Below are 17,641 nucleotides of genomic sequence, written 5' to 3' on the forward strand. Positions count from 1 at the left end.
GCGCGATGAGCGAGGCGGTGGTGGACGACATCGTGGCCGTGCTGCCGCCATTGCTGCAATCGCTCGAGGCGCTCTCCTTCATCGCGCGTCACCTCAACCCGGCGGATTTCGGCAGCGTGATGCAAGCCGCGGGCACCCCGGATCAGGCCTTGCAGGCGGTCCTTGCGCGACTTGCGGAGTGGCCGGAGGAATTCGCGCATTTGCGCGCGCCGCTGCAGACCGCGAGCGCCGCGGCGCTGGCGGCGTTCGAGGGATTGCGCGCCGTGCAACGTGGCGACGGCGACCTGATGGTGGTGTTTCGCGCGCTGCGCCACGCCCCCCGCGCGCAGGAGGCACTGTATCCGCTGGCCGCGAGACTGCCGCCGGTTTCCAGTTTCTTCCTCGAGCCCGCCCTGCGCGACGACGCCGGCCTGCTGGCGCGGCTGGCGCAGCCGGCACCGGAAAACGCCGGCATCCTTCACGACCACAACGAGCCCGGCAGCCGCGGCGGCTACTCGCTCTACGTTCCCGAATATTACACGCCCGACCGTGCCTGGCCGCTGGTCATGGCGCTGCATGGCGGCAGCGGCAATGGCCGCGGCTTTTTGTGGAGCTGGCTGCGCGATGCGCGCAGCCATGGCGCGATCCTGGTCGCGCCGACCGCGACCGGGACCACCTGGGCCCTGATGGGCGACGACACCGACTCGCCCAACCTCGCCCGCATCCTCGCATCCGTGCAGGCCCGCTGGAACATCGACCCCACAAAACTGCTGCTGACCGGGATGAGCGACGGCGGCACCTTCTGCTACGTCAGCGGGCTCGAGAGCGCCTCGCCCTTCACCCACCTCGCCCCGGTTTCCGCCACCTTCCATCCGCTGATGGCGGAGCTGGCCGACGCCGAACGATTGCGCGGCCTGCCGGTCTATCTCGTGCACGGCAAGCTCGACTGGATGTTTCCGGTGCAGGTGGCGCGGCAGACCCGAGACTTGCTGTCGGCGGCAGGCGCCGATGTCACCTACCGCGAACTCGACGACCTCAGCCATACCTATCCGCGCGAGAGCAATGCGGAGATATTGAAGTGGCTGGCACTCAAATAAGGTCGGGTTTGTCGCTACGCTGAGCAATCGTTGTCGTTCCAGATGGTGAACTCAAAGAAACGCTCTTCGCGGAGCCTTGTCCGTAATCGCGGCCCCCATCGCAAACGCCAACCGCCCGCGCCAAAACTCCCACGAGCGGTCATTGATCCAGCCCGGCTCCGCATGCAACATGATTTCCACCAAACGCGGCCGGCCGACCGTCTGTTCCAGCAGAAGGATATCGTCGTATGTTCCAAGATTCATCGTTTGAGCGATAATCCGATCTTCGGAATGCGGCTGATCTCCGACCGGCTCCCACCACAGGTATTTGCGGCCGAATTCCGCGATCGTTTCCCTTGAAATATCATTTGTTGTCATGGGGCGATAATTGCCGATCCGGCGTTCGTTTTCCACAGCTGCCCGTGCCCCATCGCGCACGAGCCCGTCTACCCCTCCCGGTTTGGAGGCGGGCAAGGGGGAACCTTCCCGGTCCGGTAACGTTGTTCGTTGTCATTGGAGGATTAGCCATGCGCGTGTTTCTGGGAATGATTTTGGGGGCGCTGCTGCTGACCGCCGGAATCTACGTTTACGATTCGTCGTCGACCTCAACGGTCGCGAACGGCCAGGCGGCATCGGCCAATCGAACCATCGTCAACTGGGACGTCGCAGCGACCGAGTGGAACGGGCTGAAGAATCGTGCACAGGACGGCTGGGTCAAGCTGTCGTCGAAATAATCCCGGCAGTCTTCGACCAAGCAGTCTTCTACCGATTCGATGCGCCCTCGTCCCGGACGAGGGCGTTTTGTCGTCTACCGCTATTTTTTCGCCGCCTTGCGCGCGTCGGCGATGGCCTGGTCGAACTGCGCCATGGTCAGGATACCCGGCACCCGGAATTTGCCGACGATGAAGGACGGGGTGCCCTTGAACCCGAAGGCCACCGCCTGATCGCCGTTGCGCTTGATGATGGCGTCGATCGCCTTGGCATTGGCGGCGAGGTCACGGTCGGCGCGATCCAGGTCGATTCCGGCGCCCGCGAGCAGTTCGCGGACGCGCGGCGCGGTCAGCTTCGAGGCGACGCCGATCAGCACGTCATGCGCCTGGATGTATTTGTCCTGGTATTTGCTGGCCAGCACCATCCTGGCTGACATCACCGACACTTCGCCGAGTATCGGCCAGTCCTTGTGCACCAGGCGAACCTTGCCATCGTCCTGCACCACTTGCCGGAGCTCGGGGGCAATCTTGCGGCAATACGGGCAATTGTAATCGAAATACTCCACGATCGTGACGTCGCCATCGGGATTTCCGACCACCGGGATCTCAGGATCGCGCAACACCAGGGCTTCCGTCAGCACCTTTTCGTCGCCCTGCGCCAAAGCCGATACCAACCCCACGTCCGTGCCGAGCATGATCGCGCCAGCCCCGAGCACGCCAAGCGCCTGACGCCGGGTCGGCGCCTGCCAGGGACGGGCTCGTTCGATCGATTGGTTCATGTGAGGTCTCCCGGCCGCATCCCGATGTATTCCGACTTGGCTATCTACGCTCAAGATAGGGATAAGTTACGCGCCAGCATATAGAGCGCCACCGCAATAATGACAGCGGCAAACACGATGTTGAGCGCGCCGCGCCGCTCCGACAGCAGCCGCGCCGAGCGGGTGCCGATCAATCCGCCGGCAATGCCGCCCGCCACGAACAATCCGGCGAGCTCCCACGAGATCAGGCCGGACCAGGCGTAACTGGCAGCGGTCGTCAGGCCGAACGCCGTCACCGCGACCAGCGACGAGGAGATCGCGTTCATGATCGGCATTCCCGTCGCCAGCATCAGCGCCGGCACGATCAGGAAACCGCCACCGATGCCGAAGAAGCCGGACAGCGTTCCGGTCGCGAGACCGAGGCCGAGAATGGCGGGTGTGTTGGCCAGCGTCATCTGCACATCGGGCAGGCCGATTCGCGACCGCGTCTTCAGCATCAATACGGCAATCACCAGCATCAGCAGCGCGAACAGCGCCAGCAGCTTCTGGCCGTCCACCATCTTGCCAAGGATCGAGCCCGCAAAAGCGCCGGCGATCCCCGCTGCCGCGAACGGCAGCGCGCAGGACCATACCACCGTGCCGCCTCGCGCGTGGTTCGACAGGTTGACCGCGGCATTGGCGGCCACCGCGATGGCGCTGGTGCCGATCGCCACATGGGCGTCGGGCACGCCCACCACATAGACCATCAAGGGCACCGCGAGGATCGATCCGCCGCCGCCGACCAGCCCCAGCGAAAACCCGACCAGCGCGCCCGACGCCAGTCCCAGCACGCCCTGCGTTATGGAGATCATTAAGCTGGCAACCTCGCCGCCGTGCGGGAATCCTGGAAGGAATTTCTCCAAATCCCTACGCCGGCAGCATAGTAACTGCAATGGCGATCAGTTGGCCTCCCGCCCCTGCAGCGCCTCCAGCGTGCCGGTCATGGTCGCGATCAGCTGCCCGCGCAAGCGCGCGCAGCTGATCGCCCAATCGGCAGAAAAGCTGCTCGACGATTCCGCCTGAACGCGGCCGGCCGAAATACCGGCCGGCCGCAAGGTGCTCGACAGGCTCAGGCCTTCAGCTTCTTGTTGCATTCGCTCCAGTAGCCGCCGCCCTTCTGGATCCATCGCAGGCCGCCGGTGGTGTTGGCGGTCTTGTTGACCTTCCATTGGTCGGCGCAGGTGTGCATCCGCGCCTTGCCGGCGGTTTCCTTGGAATATTTCGGATCGACGGCGGAGGGAAACACCGCCGGGCCGGCGGGAGCGGCCGGCGCCGCGGCGGTTTCGCCGCCCTTCTTCGACTTCGGCTTGGCGGCCGCCTCCGTCGGCGACGCCGGTGCGGCGGCAGTCGTGGCAGCCGGCGCGGCCGTGGCGTCCGCACCGCATTGGGCCTTGCGGAAATCGTTCCACTTCTGGTCGCCTAGGGTACCGGCGGTCTTGGCAGCCTGGTATTTCGCGCTGCATTCCTGCGGAGTCAGCGCCTGCGCCGGCGATGTCACCGCGAACGCCGCGAAGGCCGACACGGCAACCGCGCACAATAACTTTGCTCGAAAGGTCATCCTTGATTTCTCCCCTGGGGACATGACGATGTGAGGCCCTCATCCTAACGCAACCGAAGCGTGTGACAATGTGCGGGTCGAGGGTTCGCTCAGGGTTTTGCGAGCACGGTACGTGCAGAAATCTTGCAGACGAAATTGCACAGGACAAAGCGCATTGCTGCGGTCGCGCGAGCGCATTTGTCCCCGAGGTCCGGATTTGCCATAAGGCGGCGTGAGCCTGATCCCCCCATCGATGGCAGCGGCGTTTGCCCGCCGCGGCAAAATCCTCAACGTGATTGAGACGCTCGCGATCGGCATCGCCGGCGGCGCGCTGTTTCTGTTTGCCCATCTGCCGGGCGGGCTGATTTCCGGCGCCATGATCGCGGTCGGAATCGCCGCGATCGCAGGACGGCAGCTCAGCATGCCCCCGATCCTGACCCAGTCGGTGCTGCTGCTGCTCGGAATCTCGCTGGGCTCGCTGGTGTCGCAGCAGATGCTGCACAATATGGGCGCCTATCCCCTCACCATCGCGCTCCTGGCGCTCGCGACGTTCTGCTCGACCTTTGGCAGCGGTTTCTACCTGCAGCGTTATCATGGCTGGGACCGGACCTCGGCGCTGCTGGCGGGCAGCCCCGGCGCGCTGTCGCAGATCACCATGCTGGCTGCCGAGAAGGGCGCCGACGTCGCGGCGATCGCCGTGGTCCAAACCATGCGCGTCATCATCCTCACCGCCGCGCTGCCGCTGCTGCTGGCGCTGACCGGGATAGCCTCGTCTTCGCCGCCTTCCGTGGCGGCCGCTGTCGCCTCGCCGCTCGAACTCGCCGGCCTGATCGCCGCCTCGGTCGCGGCGGCGCTGCTGCTGCGACTGTTGAAATTTCCGGCGAGCTGGATGTTCGGCGCGATGATCGGATCGAGCCTGCTGCATGGCACCGGGATGATCGAGGGCGCCTTGCCGGATTGGCTGCGCAATGTGGCGCTGGTCGGCATCGGCGCCGTGATCGGCACCCGCTTTGCGCGGATGAAGACAAAGACCCTGCTCAGCCACGTCCATGCCGCGCTCGGATCCTTCGCCATCGCCATCATCATCTCCGCCGTCTTCGTCGCGGTGATCGCGCTTACGACCAACGTGCGGATAGCCGACATCATCGTGGCCTTCGCGCCGGGCGCGATGGACGCCATGCTGGCGCTGGCGCTGACCTTGCACATCGACCCGATCTTCGTCGGCGCGCACCATCTGTCGCGGTTTGTGTTCGTCTCGATCACGACGCCGGGGATCGTGCATTTGTTCGGACGCCCGCAGGAAGATGTCGACGATTAGAAGGTAAGCGGGGTACTTCACCCTCCCCCAAGAGCGAGGATAGGCGATCGCGCGCTGCTCGGGACGATGTTGCCCTACTTCTCCGCCAGCGGATGCAGGTCGCGCACCAGGCTCTTCAGCCGCTCCTCCACCACATGGGTGTAGATCTGCGTGGTCGAGATGTCGGTATGACCGAGCAGCGTCTGCACAATGCGCAAGTCCGCGCCATTGTGCAGCAGATGGCTCGCAAACGCATGACGCAGCACATGCGGCGAGACCAGCCGCGGCGCCAGCCCGGCTGCCGCCGCGAGTTCTTTCAGATCGCGGGCGAAATGCTGCCGGGTCAGATGCCCGCTCTCGCCGAATGAGGGGAACAGCCATTTCGAGTTGGCGGCGTTTTTCTTCTTCTCGGTCTTCAGCGCATCCGTCGCGGCGAGATAATCAGCCATCGCCTGCCGCGACGCCTCGTTCAGCGGCACCAGCCGCTCCTTGTCGCCCTTGCCGCGCACCACGATCATGCGGGCATCGCGCTGCGCCGCCGAGCGCGGCAGCGCCACCAGTTCCGACACCCGCAGGCCGGTGGCGTACAGCACCTCCAGCAGGCAATATAATCGCAGCGCGCGAAGCCGCTGCGGCGCGGAGGCTTCCGGCGCCAGCGTGAGTTCCCTGGCGCGCGCCAGCATCCGGTCGACGTCTGATATCGAAAGCACCTTGGGCAGGCCGCGGCCGCGCTTCGGGCCGGACAGGATGGCGGCGGGATCGTCGCTGCGGATCCGCTCGTTGAGCAGGAAACGAAACAGATGCCGCAGCGCCGAGAGCCGTCGCGCCACGGTGGCGGATTTGAAGCCGCGGGCGTCAAGGTCGGCGAGGTAGTGGCGCAGCGCCTCGGTTTCGACGTCGGCAAAGCCCTTGCCACTGCCTGCGAGGAATCCCTGGAAATCCGCGAGGTCCCCCCGGTAGGCCTCGAGCGTATTGTCGCCGGCGCCCTGTTCCGCGGCGAGCATGTCGAGGAACAGGTTGGTCAGCTTGGCATCTGAGGTTTTTGAGCGCATCCGCGCATCCTAGCGCCTATTTCTTGAGGAACCTGTCCTGGGGGATGGTGACGGTCATCTCCCGCGGTTTCGGATTGACGAAATTCGCCAGCGCGAAAACCACGCCATAGACGATTCCGCCGATGATGGCGACGACCGTCAGAAAGCGGAACAGGCTGGGCATCCGGGAGCCTCAGGCGGCGAATTAACCATTGAAATCATCGGCGGCTCGACTACCAACATGTTCGCCCCTCCGTTGCAAGTCTCTCTGGCAACGGTATCGGCGGGGGTAGTATAGGTGGCGCGGAACGCCGCCATCCGCGGCAAAATGAGCAATTCGATGCCCGAGACAGCCACACCGTCCGGCGCCGGCACCACCCAGGAGGCCGAAATCATTTCGGCGCTGGGAACGCGTTCGATTGTGCTGGTCGGCATGATGGGGGCCGGCAAATCCACCATCGGACGGCGGCTGTCGGCGCGGCTGCATCTGCCGTTCCTCGACGCCGATGTCGAGATCGAGGCCGCCGCAGGGATGTCGATCCCCGATATTTTCGAAACCCATGGCGAACCGCATTTCCGCGATGGCGAGGCGAGGGTGATCGCGCGGCTGCTCGACGGCGGTCCCGCCGTGATCGCCACCGGCGGCGGCGCCTTCATGCGCGAGGAAACCCGCAACCGGATCCGCGACAAGGCGGTCTCGCTCTGGCTCAAGGCCGATGCCGATATCATCATGAAGCGCGTCAAGCGCCGCGCCGATCGCCCGCTGCTGCAGACCGCCGATCCGGCAGCGACCGTCGGGCGCCTGATCGAGGAACGCGAACCGGTGTACCGGCGCGCCGATCTGACGATCTGGTCGCGCGACGTTCCGCACGAACGTATCGTCGACGAGTGTCTCGATGCCTTGCATGCCTGGTTGTGCGGCGGCGGGTCCAGGCAGACCTCCAACGCATTGAGTGCCACACCATGACCGCGCCGCTGAAGCATTCCGATTCGGTCATCGTCGACGTCGCGCTCGGCGACCGCACCTATGACATCGTCATCGGCCGCGATGTGCTGCAATCGCTGGGCCGGCGCGTCGCCGCGTTGCGGCCTGGCGCGCGCACCGCCATCGTGACGGATCGCACGGTCGCAAAACACTGGCTGGCGCAAACCGAGGCCTCGCTGTCGGAGGCCGGCGTCGCCTCGTCGCGGATCGTGGTGGACGAGGGCGAAGGCTCCAAAACCTATGCCGGTCTCGCCCAGGTCTCGGAGGCGCTGATCGCGGCCAGGATCGAGCGCAACGACCTGGTGATCGCGCTCGGCGGCGGCGTGGTCGGCGATCTCGCCGGCTTCGCGGCGGCGATCCTGCGCCGCGGCGTCGATTTCGTGCAGGTGCCGACCTCGCTTCTGGCGCAGGTCGATTCTTCCGTCGGCGGCAAAACCGGAATCAATTCGCCGCAGGGCAAGAATCTGCTCGGCGCGTTTCACCAGCCGGTGCTGGTGGTCGCCGACACCGCGGTGCTCGATACGCTGTCGCCGCGCCAGTTCCGCTCCGGCTACGCCGAGGTCGCCAAATACGGCGTGCTCGGCGACGAGGCGTTCTTCGCCTGGCTGGAGGCCAATCACACCGATATTTTCAAGGGCGGCACGGCGCGGGAACATGCCATCGCCACGTCCTGCCGCGCCAAGGCCGCGATCGTGGCGCGGGACGAACGCGAGAACGGCGAACGCGCGCTGCTCAATCTCGGCCATACTTTCGGGCATGCGCTGGAGGCTGCGACCGGTTTCTCCGATAGATTGTTCCATGGCGAAGGCGTTGCCGTTGGCATGGTGCTGGCGGCGGAATTTTCGGCCCGGTTCGGCATGATGCCGGAATCTTCGGCGGCGCGCGTCGAGCATCACCTTGCCGAAGTGGGGCTGCCGACCCATTTGCAGGACATCGCCGGATTTGCCCAGGAGGGCCTCGCCGATGCCGACGCGCTGATGGCGCTGATGGCACAGGACAAGAAGGTCAAGCGCGGCCGCCTCACCTTCATCCTGCTCGAGGCGGTCGGCCGCGCCGTGATTGCCAACGACGTCGAGCCCTCGCGGGTTCGCGAATTTCTGGCCGAAAGACTCGCGCGCAAATCTTGATTCTGAACATCTTCTGCCGACCGTATCGGGCCTGACACCGGCCTCACAGGACCGCAATGACCGAGACGATCGTCAATCTGCTGCTTGCCTTCTTCCTGCTCGCCGCCAACGCGTTCTACGTGGCCGCGGAGTTCGCGCTGGTGAAGAGCCGCGGCTTTCGCATCAACGCGATGGTGGAGCAGAACCGCTTCGCCGCGCGCCTGCTGCAGCAAATGCTGGGGAATATCGAAGCCTATCTGGCGTGTTGCCAGCTCGGCATCACGATGGCTTCGCTCGGCCTCGGCTGGGTCGGCGAACCGACGGTGTCGGCGCTGCTCGAGCCGGTGCTGGCTCCGCTCGGAATGTCCGACTCGGCGCGCCATTTCACGTCGTTTCTGGTCGGCTTCCTGGTGTTTTCCTCGCTGCATATCGTGATCGGGGAACAAGTCCCGAAGACCCTGGCCATTCGCGAACCGGTGCCGGTGTCACAATGGATCGCCTATCCGCTCTATGTCTCCTTCCTGGTGTTCTACCCCCTGAACTGGCTGCTCAATGCGGCCTCCCGCGCGATCCTGCAGATGCTGGGCGTCAAGGAGAACTCGAACCAGGAAATCCTGACCGACGTCGAGATCAGGGGGCTGGTGGAGATGTCGGCCGAGCATGGCGAGATGGAACAGGGCGAGGCGGAATACATCCAGAACGTCTTCCGCTTCGGCGAGTTGCAGGTTTCCGACGTGATGGTTCATCGCACCGAGATGGTGATGCTGAACGCCGACCTTCCGGCCGAGGAGCTGGTGCGCGACGTACTGGCTACCGAATACACTCGGATTCCGCTGTGGCGCGACAAGCCGGAAAACATCATCGGCGTGCTGCACGCCAAGGACCTGCTGCGGGCGATCCGGGCCGCCGACGGCGATACGAGCAAAATCGATGTCGCGGCCATCGCGCTGCCGCCATGGTTCGTGCCGGAGATGCGCCCGGTCGCCGATCAGCTGAAAGCTTTCCGCCGCCGCAAGACCCACTTCGCGCTGGTGGTCGACGAATATGGCGAAGTCGAAGGCATGGTGACGCTGGAGGACATCCTGGAGGAAATCGTCGGCGACATTTCCGACGAGCACGATGTGGTGGTGGCCGGAGTCCGCGCCCAGCCCGATGGCTCGGTGGTGGTCGACGGCTCGGTTCCGATCCGCGATCTCAACCGCGCCATGAACTGGCATCTGCCGGACGAAGAGGCGACCACCGTCGCCGGCCTCGTGATTCACGAGGCGCGCTCGATCCCGGAGCGCGGCCAGAGTTTCACCTTCCATGGCTTCCGATTCCGCGTGCTGCGCCGCGAGCGCAACCGCATCACCGCGCTTCGCATCGTCCCGGTGCCGCGCGAAGCCGAAATCGAGGAAAAGAAGCCGAAGCGGGCGGGCACGTCGTTTTAGCGGGGCCGGAACGCGGCCGTTCAGCTCCCGGCTTCGCCCGGGGCATGCGCCTTGATCGCCAGGGCATGGACGGAGCCTGCGAGTTCCGCCGCCAGGGCCGCATTAATCATGCGGTGCCGCTCGATCCGGCTCTTCCCTTCGAACGCCGGCGACACAATATAGACCCTGAAATGCGTCTCGCCGCCCGGCCTGTGGCCGGCGTGGCCCTCATGCAGATGTGATTCGTCCGTGACGTCGAGGCTTTCCGGCGCGAAAGCTTCGCTCAACTTGTTTGTGATATTGTCTCTGGCGCTCATGGCGGGGCAATACGTCCGTAGCGGTGTTTCGTCAATGGCGCGTCAAGAGAGCGAGGTATTCGCAATGTCAAGACTTGAAGCTTTTCGCATTGCGTTGTCATAGTCAGCCATGCCGATTGATTCATCCAAATTCTTCGACAGCATTCGCATCAAGCCCAACAAGCTGAGCGCGAAGCAGCAGGCGGCCGCGCGCGAGGCGTCGGCCCTTTGCGAGTGGCCGGACTGCAAGAACAAGGGGCCGCACCGCGCCCCCAAGGGCCGCGAGAACTCGAAGGAGTACTGGCACTTCTGTCTCAACCATGTCCGCGAATACAACCAGGGCTACAACTTCTTCCAGGGCATGAACGCCGATGCCGTCGCGCGCTACCAGAAGGATGCGCTGACCGGCCATCGTCCGACCTGGAAGATGGGCGCCAATGGCGGCAAGAAGGGCAAGGCCGGCGCCGAGGCTGAAATCGACGCCGCGTCGGACCCGTTCAGCATGTTCTCCGAGCTCAACGGCCGCGGCCGCTGGCGGCCGGGCCCGGGCGGCGCTGCCGGCGAAACCAAGGTCGAGACCAGGAAGATCTTCAACGCCGAGCGCAAGGCGCTGCAGGTGATGGGGCTCGGCGCTGACGCGACGCTGGAGACCGTCAAGGCGAAGTACAAGGCGCTGGTCAAGCAGCACCATCCCGACGCCAATGGTGGCGACCGCTCCACCGAGGATCGCCTGATCGAAATCATCAAGGCGTATAATTATCTCAAGACGGTGGTCCGCGGCGTTTGAGATGATCGGGCTCCTCATCCTGAGGAGCCGCGCGCGCTTCGCGCGGCGTCTCGAAGGATGGCCGCGAGTCCAACCGTCGCAGCATGCCAGATGGTTCGAGACGCACGCCGGCAGCGCAAAGCGCTGCCAACCTGCTCCTCACCATGAGGGAGCTGAACTTGCCGCTCCAGACAGCACCGCTCCCACTTGAGGAGCAAGGCTAACCCCATCATCACTCCGGCATTGGGCCGATATAGGCCGAACTCGGCCGGATCAGCCGGCCGCCGCGCTGCTGTTCGCGGGCGTGCGCGGTCCAGCCGGCGGCACGGGCTACCGCGAATACAGGCGTAAAGGCCTGGCGCGGGATTTTCAGCGCGTCGAGCAGGATCGCGGTGAAGAACTCCACATTGGTGTCGAGCGGCCGGTCCGGGTTCTTCCGCCGCAGCGCCGCGCGGATATAGGCCTCGACCTCGCCCGCGAATGGCAGGTCGGTGCCGCCGCCGGCGAGCCGCTCGATCGCGCCCTTCAGCACGTCGGCGCGAGGATCGCGCACCCGGTAGATACGATGGCCAAAACCCATCAGCCGTTCGCCGCGCGCCAGCGCGGCGTCGACCCATGGCTTGATGCGCTCGCTCGAGCCGATCGCATCCAGCATTTCCAGCACCGGCTCCGGGGCGCCACCATGCAGCGGTCCGGTCAGCGCGCAATATCCCGCGGTGACGGCCGCGAACAGATCGGCCTGGGTCGAGGCCACCACCCGCGTGGTGAAGGTCGATGCATTCATGCCGTGATCGCACACCGTGACGAAATAGGCGTCGAGTGCGGCCACCTCGCGCGCATCGGGTTTGCGGCCCAGCATCATCGACAACGTATCGGCGGCGTGGCTGACATCGGGATCGGGTGCGATGGGGTCGCCGCCTTGGCTCTGCTGCACCAGCGCGCCGGCGATCACCGGCAACGCGCCGACGATGGTGGCCTCATGCGGAAGCCCGTTTTCCGCGCGCAATCCGGCGATGGCGGCGCGGACACCATCGACGATCGACAGGCCGCGGGTAATGCCGAGCAGGTCCGGCAGCCTGGCGAAGGCGCGTTGCCGGGCCGCGCCCAGGCTGGCGCGCACGGTGGCCTCGGCAACCGGCTGGCCGGTTCCGCCGCTCCACAGCCGCGCGGTCACCCCCTCGAATCCGGTTTGGCGCACGAGGTCGCCGACGCGTTCGCCGGCGATGATCAGTTCGCCGCGCTCGCCATCGACATGACTGAGCACGGTTTCGGCGGCGGGAATGCCATCCAGCCCGATCGGGCTCCTGGATATCTGCAGGTTCATGGGTCGGTCTCCTTTGAAGTCTCAAAGGTCGGCTCTCTCGACAGATTGATCAATCTTGATTATGTAAATCAATATGAAAAAATCCGCTGCCCTGTATTTGTCTGCCCGCGAGGCCTCGGCCGAGCTCGCGATCTCGCCCGCCACGCTCTACGCCTATGTCAGCCGCGGCTTGATCCGCTCGGAGCCGTCGTCGGATTCGCGCAGCCACCGCTACCGGGCGGAGGACGTCCGCGGGCTGAAGGAACGGCGGGCGCCGTCGCCGGAGCCGCGCGGCATGAAAAGTTTCGACGCCGATTTGCCGGTGATGGATTCGTCGATTTCGACCATCACCGAGGACGGTCCGATCTATCGCGGCGTCAACTGCATCGATCTCGCCGAAACCGACACGCTCGAACATGCCGCGACGCTGCTGTGGGACGTCACCGGCGTCGATCCGTTTGCCTCCGATAATTGTCCGCACGTGTCGGATGAAATGCGCGCCGTCGCCGACGCCGCGCGTCATGCCGCACCGATCGATCGTACCATTGCCGTGCTGGCGCTGGCCGCCAGCGCCGATCCGCGGGCCTATACCCGCGCCGCCGACGGCCGCGCCATGGTGGGCGGCCGCATCCTTCGGCTGGTGATCGCGACGATGCTGAACCGCCCGTCGTCGGCGGCGCCGCTTCATCTCAAGATCGCCAAGGCATGGGCGCCGGACAACAAGCACGCCGCCGACCTGATCCGCCGGGCGCTGGTGCTGCTGGCGGACCACGAACTGAACGCCTCGGCCTTTACCGTGCGCTGCGCGGCATCGACCGGGCTCAATCTCTACGATGCCATGATTGCCGGCCTGGTGGCGCTCAAAGGCCCGAGACATGGCGGCGCCGGGGTGCTGGCGGCGCAGCTCGTCAAGACGCTGGTCGACGGCGATGTGGCCCCTGTCATCCGCGAGCGCGTGGCGCTGGGCGAGCGCTTTGCGGGTTTCGGCCACGGCGTCTACAAGCACGGCGATCCGCGCGCGCATGCCTTGCTGGAAGCGCTGACGCGCGCGGGAGCGGCGCCAAAACTCACAAAAGAAATTCCGGAGCGAATCGCCGAAGCCACCGGCGAATTCGTCAATATCGACTATGCGCTGGCGGTGCTGGTGCATACGCTGGGCCTGCCACCCGGCAACGAGCTGGTGCTGTTTGCGATGGCGCGCACCGTCGGCTGGATCGCGCATGCCAGCGAACAATTACGCCATGGCGGGCTGATCCGCCCCCGCGCGCGCTATATCGGCCCGGCACCGGGCCGCAGCCCGGCCGCCGGCAGGTCATGATGGATGGCTTCGCCGGCGGCGAATGATCCAGGCGGCCATTGAGACCACCAGCGCGCCGCCGATCACCGTCAATATCCAGTAATGCTTGCCGATCCCGGTGTGATGCGGAATGCCGGCATATTCGTGCAGCGCGGAGACCGCCAGCACCCCCGGCAGCACATGCGCGGCCGCCCATAGCAGGATCGCCGGGATGTTGACGGCGAAGAAGCGCAGCGGCGGCATGCCGAGTGCGCCCGCCGTGACCGGCACGACGGCGCGGATCGGCGGCACGAAGCGCGCGAACAACACTGCCGGCGTGCCCCAGCGATGAAAGAACGCCTCGCTCCGGGCGATCAGGCCAGGATAACCAGGATAATTCGACAGCGGCCAGGCGCTCAGGATGTTGCGCTGGGCGCGATGGCCGATCCAGAACGCCATTCCGTCGCCCAGCATCGCGCCTGATATCGCGGCCGCCAGCACCGGCCCAAGCCGCAACTCGCCGCCGGGCACCAGCGCGCTCAGCGCCAGAATGATGGTGGAGCCCGGAATCACCGCGCCCAGGACGGGAACGGCCTCCAGCAAGGCGGCCAGGAACAGGGTGAGATAGGCAAGCCAGGGATGCGCCGCGATCAACGCAATCCATGGATCGAGGAAGGAAGTCATGAAATCCCGGGCGTGTGCTGCAGTCGGTTTGGCCGCAGGCGCAGTATAAACGATGGAAAGGCCGAAAAAGCCGCCGTTTCCCGGCCACGCGCGGATTCGACGGTTGAAAGTACGGCGTGATTCGCAGAGCAGCCTTCCAAAAACCGGGGCCAGCACCTATCTTGATGATAACGCAGCGGAACTTTGATTGAGTGGCGGGCTTCTGCCAGCCGTTGCTCTCTGATAGGTTCTTCAAAGCACCCATCCGCAGCCATTCGACAAATCTGGTTTCGGGAGCGTCCGAGACCTCGGAGGATTGATGACGACCGCCGCCATGACCAAAGTGCAAGCGCCCGCAGGTATGCCCGACATGAAGGTGTCGGTCCGTCAGGTATTCGGCATCGACAGCGACCTCGAGGTGCCGGCCTATTCCGAAGTCGACCCGCATGTGCCGGATGTCGATTCGGATTACCGCTTCGACCGCGCCACCACGCTCGCCATTCTCGCCGGCTTCGCCAAGAACCGCCGCGTCATGGTCACGGGCTATCACGGCACCGGCAAGTCGACCCATATCGAGCAGGTCGCGGCCCGGCTGAACTGGCCCTGCGTGCGCGTCAATCTCGACAGCCACATCAGCCGCATCGATCTGGTCGGCAAGGATTCGATCGTGGTGCGCGACGGCAAGCAGGTCACCGAATTCCGCGACGGCATTCTGCCCTGGGCGCTGCAGCACAACATCGCGCTGGTGTTCGACGAATACGACGCCGGCCGTCCCGACGTGATGTTCGTGATCCAGCGCGTGCTGGAAGTCTCCGGCCGCCTGACGCTGCTCGACCAGAACAAGGTGATCAAGCCGCATCCGGCGTTCCGCCTGTTCTCGACCGCCAACACGGTCGGCCTCGGCGATACCTCCGGCCTCTATCACGGCACCCAGCAGATCAACCAGGGCCAGATGGACCGCTGGTCGATCGTCACCACGCTGAACTATCTGGCGCATGACGAGGAAGTCGAGATCGTGCTCGCCAAGGCGCGGCACTACCGCAACCCGGAAGGCCGCGACATCGTCAACAAGATGGTGCGGCTGGCCGACCTCACCCGCAACGCCTTCGCCAACGGCGACCTGTCGACGGTGATGAGCCCGCGCACGGTGATCACCTGGGCCGAGAACGCCGAGATCTTCGGCGACATCGGCTTCTCGTTCCGCGTTACCTTCCTCAACAAGTGCGACGAACTGGAGCGACCCTTGGTCGCCGAATTCTATCAGCGCTGCTTCAATGCGGAGCTGGCGGAATCCGCGGTGAACGTGGCGCTTTCGTAGTTGTCGTCCCGGCGCACGCCGGGACCCATACGCCGCGGCTTTTCGGAAGAGTGATGGTGTCGGATTTCGCGGGAACAATGATCGCCGGTGGTTATGGGTCCCCGCGTTCGCAGGGACGACGGCGGTGAGGATGCGACGGGCGATGGGACTCCAATGACAACGTCCAACAGCAAATTCCGAACCGGATCGAAGGAAGCGCCGACCGAGCCGTTCAAGCGCGCGGTGACGTCGTGTTTGCGCGCGATCGCCAAGGCGCCGGAGCTGGAGGTGACGTTCGCGGCCGAACGTCCCGGCCTCGCGCCGGGCAAGGCGCGGCTGCCGGAGCCGGCGCGTAAAATGACGAAACGCGATGCCGCGATCGTGCGCGGCCACGCCGATTCGATCGCGCTGAAACTCGCCTGCCACGATCCGAAAGTGCATCGCAAGCTGATGCCGGGCAATCCGCAGGCGCGCGGCGTGTTCGAGGCGGTCGAGCAGGCGCGGGTCGAGGCGATCGGCGCGCGGCGGATGGCCGGCGTCGCCAAAAATCTCACCGCGATGCTCGACGATCATTTCCATCGCGGCAAGTTCGACGAAATCACCGACCGCGCCGATGCGCCGCTGTCGGACGCACTCGCCATGCTGGTGCGCGAACGCCTGACCGGGCTGGCGCCGCCTCAGGCGGCCCGCAAGATGGTCGACCTCTGGCGTCCGGTGCTGGAGGACAAGATCGGCGCGCGGCTCGATCAGCTCAGCCGCGTCACCGAGGACCAGGCCAAGTTCGGCGACGTCGTGCACGATCTGTTGTCGGCGCTCGAGCTCGGCGACGACCGCAACGCCGATTCCGACGACGACGAAAACCAGGACGAGAATCGCGACGGCGAGAACGACCAGTCCGGCGCCGAGGGCTCGCCGGATTCCGACGCCGCGCAGGAAATGAGCGCCGATCAGGCCCAGGCCTCCACCGACGAGATGTCGGAAAGCGCGATGGAAAGCGCGCAGGCTTCGACCTCCGACACCTTCGACGACGGCGAACTCGGCGATGACGAGACGCCGGGCGAGGCGACGCGACCGAATTCGCGCAGCGCCAACGAGCCGCGCGGCCCGGAATATCACGCCTTCGCCCCGAAATTCGACGAGGTGATCGCGGCGGAAGATCTCTGCGACCATGACGAGCTGGAGCGCCTGCGCAGCTATCTCGACAAGCAGCTGGCGCATCTGCAGGGCATCGTGGCGCGGCTGGCCAACCGGCTGCAGCGCCGCCTGATGGCGCAGCAAAACCGCGCCTGGGACTTCGATCTCGAGGAGGGCGTGCTCGATCCGGCGCGGCTGTCGCGCGTGGTGACCGATCCCTATCATCCGCTGTCGTTCATGAGCGAAAAGGAAGCCACCTTCCGCGACACCGTGGTGACGCTGCTGCTGGACAATTCCGGCTCGATGCGCGGCCGTCCCATCACGGTGGCGGCGACCTGCGCCGACATCCTGGCGCGCACGCTGGAGCGCTGCGGCGTCAAGGTGGAAATTCTGGGTTTCACCACGCGGGCCTGGAAGGGCGGGCAGTCGCGCGAGGCGTGGCTGGCGGCGGGCAAGCCGGCCAATCCCGGCCGCCTCAACGATCTCAGGCACATCATCTACAAATCCGCCGACGCGCCGTGGCGGCGCGCGCGCAAGAATCTGGGCCTGATGATGCGCGAGGGGCTGCTGAAGGAAAACATCGACGGCGAGGCGCTGGACTGGGCGCACAAGCGGCTGCTCGGCCGCTCCGAGCAGCGCAAGATCCTGATGATGATTTCCGACGGCGCACCGGTCGACGACTCCACGCTGTCGGTCAATCCCGGCAACTACCTCGAGCGCCATCTGCGCCACATCATCGAGGAAATCGAGACCCGCTCCCCGGTGGAGCTGATCGCGATCGGCATCGGCCACGACGTCACGCGCTATTATCGCCGCGCCGTCACTATCGTCGACGCCGAGGAACTCGGCGGCGCCATCACCGAAAAGCTCGCCGAGCTGTTCAGCGAGACCAATGGGGCGGCGCCCACGTCCGGTCGCCGGCGCCGATTGCATTCGTAAAGCAACGAGATGATCCGTCGTGGACACTGAGGACCTCATC

20 protein-coding genes are annotated in these 17,641 nt (G+C 65.4%); 10 read left to right on the forward strand and 10 right to left on the reverse strand.

Annotated features, from left to right (window positions below):
- Nucleotides 1-5: 5 nt before the first annotated feature.
- Nucleotides 6-1,076: a phospholipase gene (locus Q7U29_RS07310; protein WP_304739954.1), complete on the forward strand. Its 1,071-nt coding sequence runs from the start codon at nucleotides 6-8 to the stop codon at nucleotides 1,074-1,076.
- A 51-nt stretch (nucleotides 1,077-1,127) separates the two neighbouring features.
- Here Q7U29_RS07310 and Q7U29_RS07315 read toward each other — a convergent pair whose 3' ends face one another.
- Nucleotides 1,128-1,529, reverse strand: coding sequence for a hypothetical protein (locus tag Q7U29_RS07315; protein WP_304739956.1), 402 nt, complete (start codon nucleotides 1,527-1,529; stop codon nucleotides 1,128-1,130).
- 53 nt (nucleotides 1,530-1,582) lie between these two features.
- Here Q7U29_RS07315 and Q7U29_RS07320 point away from each other — a divergent pair, with 53 nt between their 5' ends.
- The gene (locus Q7U29_RS07320; RefSeq protein ID WP_304739957.1) at nucleotides 1,583-1,789 is read left to right on the forward strand and encodes a hypothetical protein; all 207 of its coding nucleotides are present in this window, start codon (nucleotides 1,583-1,585) and stop codon (nucleotides 1,787-1,789) included.
- A gap of 80 nt (nucleotides 1,790-1,869) precedes the next feature.
- Here Q7U29_RS07320 and Q7U29_RS07325 read toward each other — a convergent pair whose 3' ends face one another.
- From Q7U29_RS07325 to Q7U29_RS07340, 4 genes are all read right to left on the reverse strand, one after another.
- Nucleotides 1,870-2,544: a DsbA family protein gene (locus Q7U29_RS07325; protein WP_304739959.1), complete on the reverse strand. Its 675-nt coding sequence runs from the start codon at nucleotides 2,542-2,544 to the stop codon at nucleotides 1,870-1,872.
- A 50-nt stretch (nucleotides 2,545-2,594) separates the two neighbouring features.
- Entirely contained in the window at nucleotides 2,595-3,374 is a 780-nt protein-coding gene (locus tag Q7U29_RS07330; RefSeq protein WP_304739961.1) for a sulfite exporter TauE/SafE family protein, read from the reverse strand.
- 87 nt (nucleotides 3,375-3,461) lie between these two features.
- Nucleotides 3,462-3,656: a hypothetical protein gene (locus Q7U29_RS07335; RefSeq protein ID WP_304739963.1), complete on the reverse strand. Its 195-nt coding sequence runs from the start codon at nucleotides 3,654-3,656 to the stop codon at nucleotides 3,462-3,464.
- A complete protein-coding gene (locus tag Q7U29_RS07340) occupies nucleotides 3,632-4,120 on the reverse strand; it encodes a hypothetical protein (RefSeq protein WP_304739965.1) in 489 nt (162 codons plus the stop codon). Before Q7U29_RS07340 ends, Q7U29_RS07335 begins: the two co-directional genes overlap by 25 nt.
- Before the next feature lie 232 nt (nucleotides 4,121-4,352).
- Between Q7U29_RS07340 and Q7U29_RS07345 the strand changes: the two genes are divergently transcribed.
- A complete protein-coding gene (locus tag Q7U29_RS07345; protein ID WP_304740061.1) occupies nucleotides 4,353-5,417 on the forward strand; it encodes an AbrB family transcriptional regulator in 1,065 nt (354 codons plus the stop codon).
- A 74-nt stretch (nucleotides 5,418-5,491) separates the two neighbouring features.
- On the opposite strand, the gene xerD is transcribed toward Q7U29_RS07345, so the two are convergent.
- Nucleotides 5,492-6,448 (reverse strand): site-specific tyrosine recombinase XerD, encoded by a 957-nt coding sequence (gene xerD / locus Q7U29_RS07350; RefSeq protein WP_304739967.1) that lies wholly within the window; start codon nucleotides 6,446-6,448, stop codon nucleotides 5,492-5,494.
- A 16-nt stretch (nucleotides 6,449-6,464) separates the two neighbouring features.
- A complete protein-coding gene (locus Q7U29_RS07355) occupies nucleotides 6,465-6,611 on the reverse strand; it encodes a histidine kinase (protein WP_304739969.1) in 147 nt (48 codons plus the stop codon).
- 156 nt (nucleotides 6,612-6,767) lie between these two features.
- On the opposite strand from Q7U29_RS07355, the gene Q7U29_RS07360 reads away from it, so the two are divergent.
- From Q7U29_RS07360 to Q7U29_RS07370, 3 genes are read left to right on the forward strand one after another with little or no spacing between them, the layout of a single operon-like run.
- Nucleotides 6,768-7,394 (forward strand): shikimate kinase, encoded by a 627-nt coding sequence (locus tag Q7U29_RS07360; protein ID WP_304739971.1) that lies wholly within the window; start codon nucleotides 6,768-6,770, stop codon nucleotides 7,392-7,394.
- Nucleotides 7,391-8,539, forward strand: a complete 1,149-nt coding sequence (gene aroB, locus Q7U29_RS07365) for a 3-dehydroquinate synthase (RefSeq protein WP_304739973.1) — start codon at nucleotides 7,391-7,393, stop codon at nucleotides 8,537-8,539. Before Q7U29_RS07360 ends, aroB begins: the two co-directional genes overlap by 4 nt.
- Nucleotides 8,540-8,595: 56 nt before the next feature.
- Nucleotides 8,596-9,948 carry an HlyC/CorC family transporter gene (locus Q7U29_RS07370; protein ID WP_304739975.1) on the forward strand — a complete coding sequence of 451 codons (1,353 nt, stop codon included), beginning with the start codon at nucleotides 8,596-8,598 and terminating at the stop codon, nucleotides 9,946-9,948.
- Between the two features lie 20 nt (nucleotides 9,949-9,968).
- On the opposite strand, the gene Q7U29_RS07375 is transcribed toward Q7U29_RS07370, so the two are convergent.
- The gene (locus Q7U29_RS07375) at nucleotides 9,969-10,244 is read right to left on the reverse strand and encodes a BolA family transcriptional regulator (RefSeq protein ID WP_304739977.1); all 276 of its coding nucleotides are present in this window, start codon (nucleotides 10,242-10,244) and stop codon (nucleotides 9,969-9,971) included.
- 109 nt (nucleotides 10,245-10,353) lie between these two features.
- Here Q7U29_RS07375 and Q7U29_RS07380 point away from each other — a divergent pair, with 109 nt between their 5' ends.
- Nucleotides 10,354-11,010 (forward strand): J domain-containing protein, encoded by a 657-nt coding sequence (locus Q7U29_RS07380; protein WP_304739979.1) that lies wholly within the window; start codon nucleotides 10,354-10,356, stop codon nucleotides 11,008-11,010.
- A gap of 211 nt (nucleotides 11,011-11,221) precedes the next feature.
- Here the strand turns inward: Q7U29_RS07380 and Q7U29_RS07385 are convergent, their stop codons facing one another.
- Entirely contained in the window at nucleotides 11,222-12,313 is a 1,092-nt protein-coding gene (locus tag Q7U29_RS07385; RefSeq protein WP_304739981.1) for a citrate synthase/methylcitrate synthase, read from the reverse strand.
- Between the two features lie 73 nt (nucleotides 12,314-12,386).
- On the opposite strand from Q7U29_RS07385, the gene Q7U29_RS07390 reads away from it, so the two are divergent.
- Nucleotides 12,387-13,610, forward strand: coding sequence for a citrate synthase family protein (locus tag Q7U29_RS07390; protein ID WP_304739983.1), 1,224 nt, complete (start codon nucleotides 12,387-12,389; stop codon nucleotides 13,608-13,610).
- Here the strand turns inward: Q7U29_RS07390 and Q7U29_RS07395 are convergent.
- Nucleotides 13,605-14,252: a DedA family protein gene (locus Q7U29_RS07395; RefSeq protein ID WP_304739985.1), complete on the reverse strand. Its 648-nt coding sequence runs from the start codon at nucleotides 14,250-14,252 to the stop codon at nucleotides 13,605-13,607. The genes Q7U29_RS07390 and Q7U29_RS07395 overlap by 6 nt on opposite strands.
- A 298-nt stretch (nucleotides 14,253-14,550) precedes the next feature.
- On the opposite strand from Q7U29_RS07395, the gene cobS reads away from it, so the two are divergent.
- Together cobS and cobT are read left to right on the forward strand one after the other, a co-directional pair.
- Nucleotides 14,551-15,549 carry a cobaltochelatase subunit CobS gene (gene cobS / locus Q7U29_RS07400; RefSeq protein ID WP_370691708.1) on the forward strand — a complete coding sequence of 333 codons (999 nt, stop codon included), beginning with the start codon at nucleotides 14,551-14,553 and terminating at the stop codon, nucleotides 15,547-15,549.
- A gap of 153 nt (nucleotides 15,550-15,702) precedes the next feature.
- Complete coding sequence (gene cobT, locus Q7U29_RS07405) at nucleotides 15,703-17,601, forward strand: cobaltochelatase subunit CobT (protein WP_304739987.1); 1,899 nt, start codon at nucleotides 15,703-15,705, stop codon at nucleotides 17,599-17,601.
- Nucleotides 17,602-17,641 lie beyond the last annotated feature (40 nt).

Origin of the sequence: Bradyrhizobium sp. (assembly GCF_030654605.1) — a bacterium.
In the GTDB taxonomy this organism is placed as follows: Bacteria; Pseudomonadota; Alphaproteobacteria; order Rhizobiales; family Xanthobacteraceae; genus Bradyrhizobium.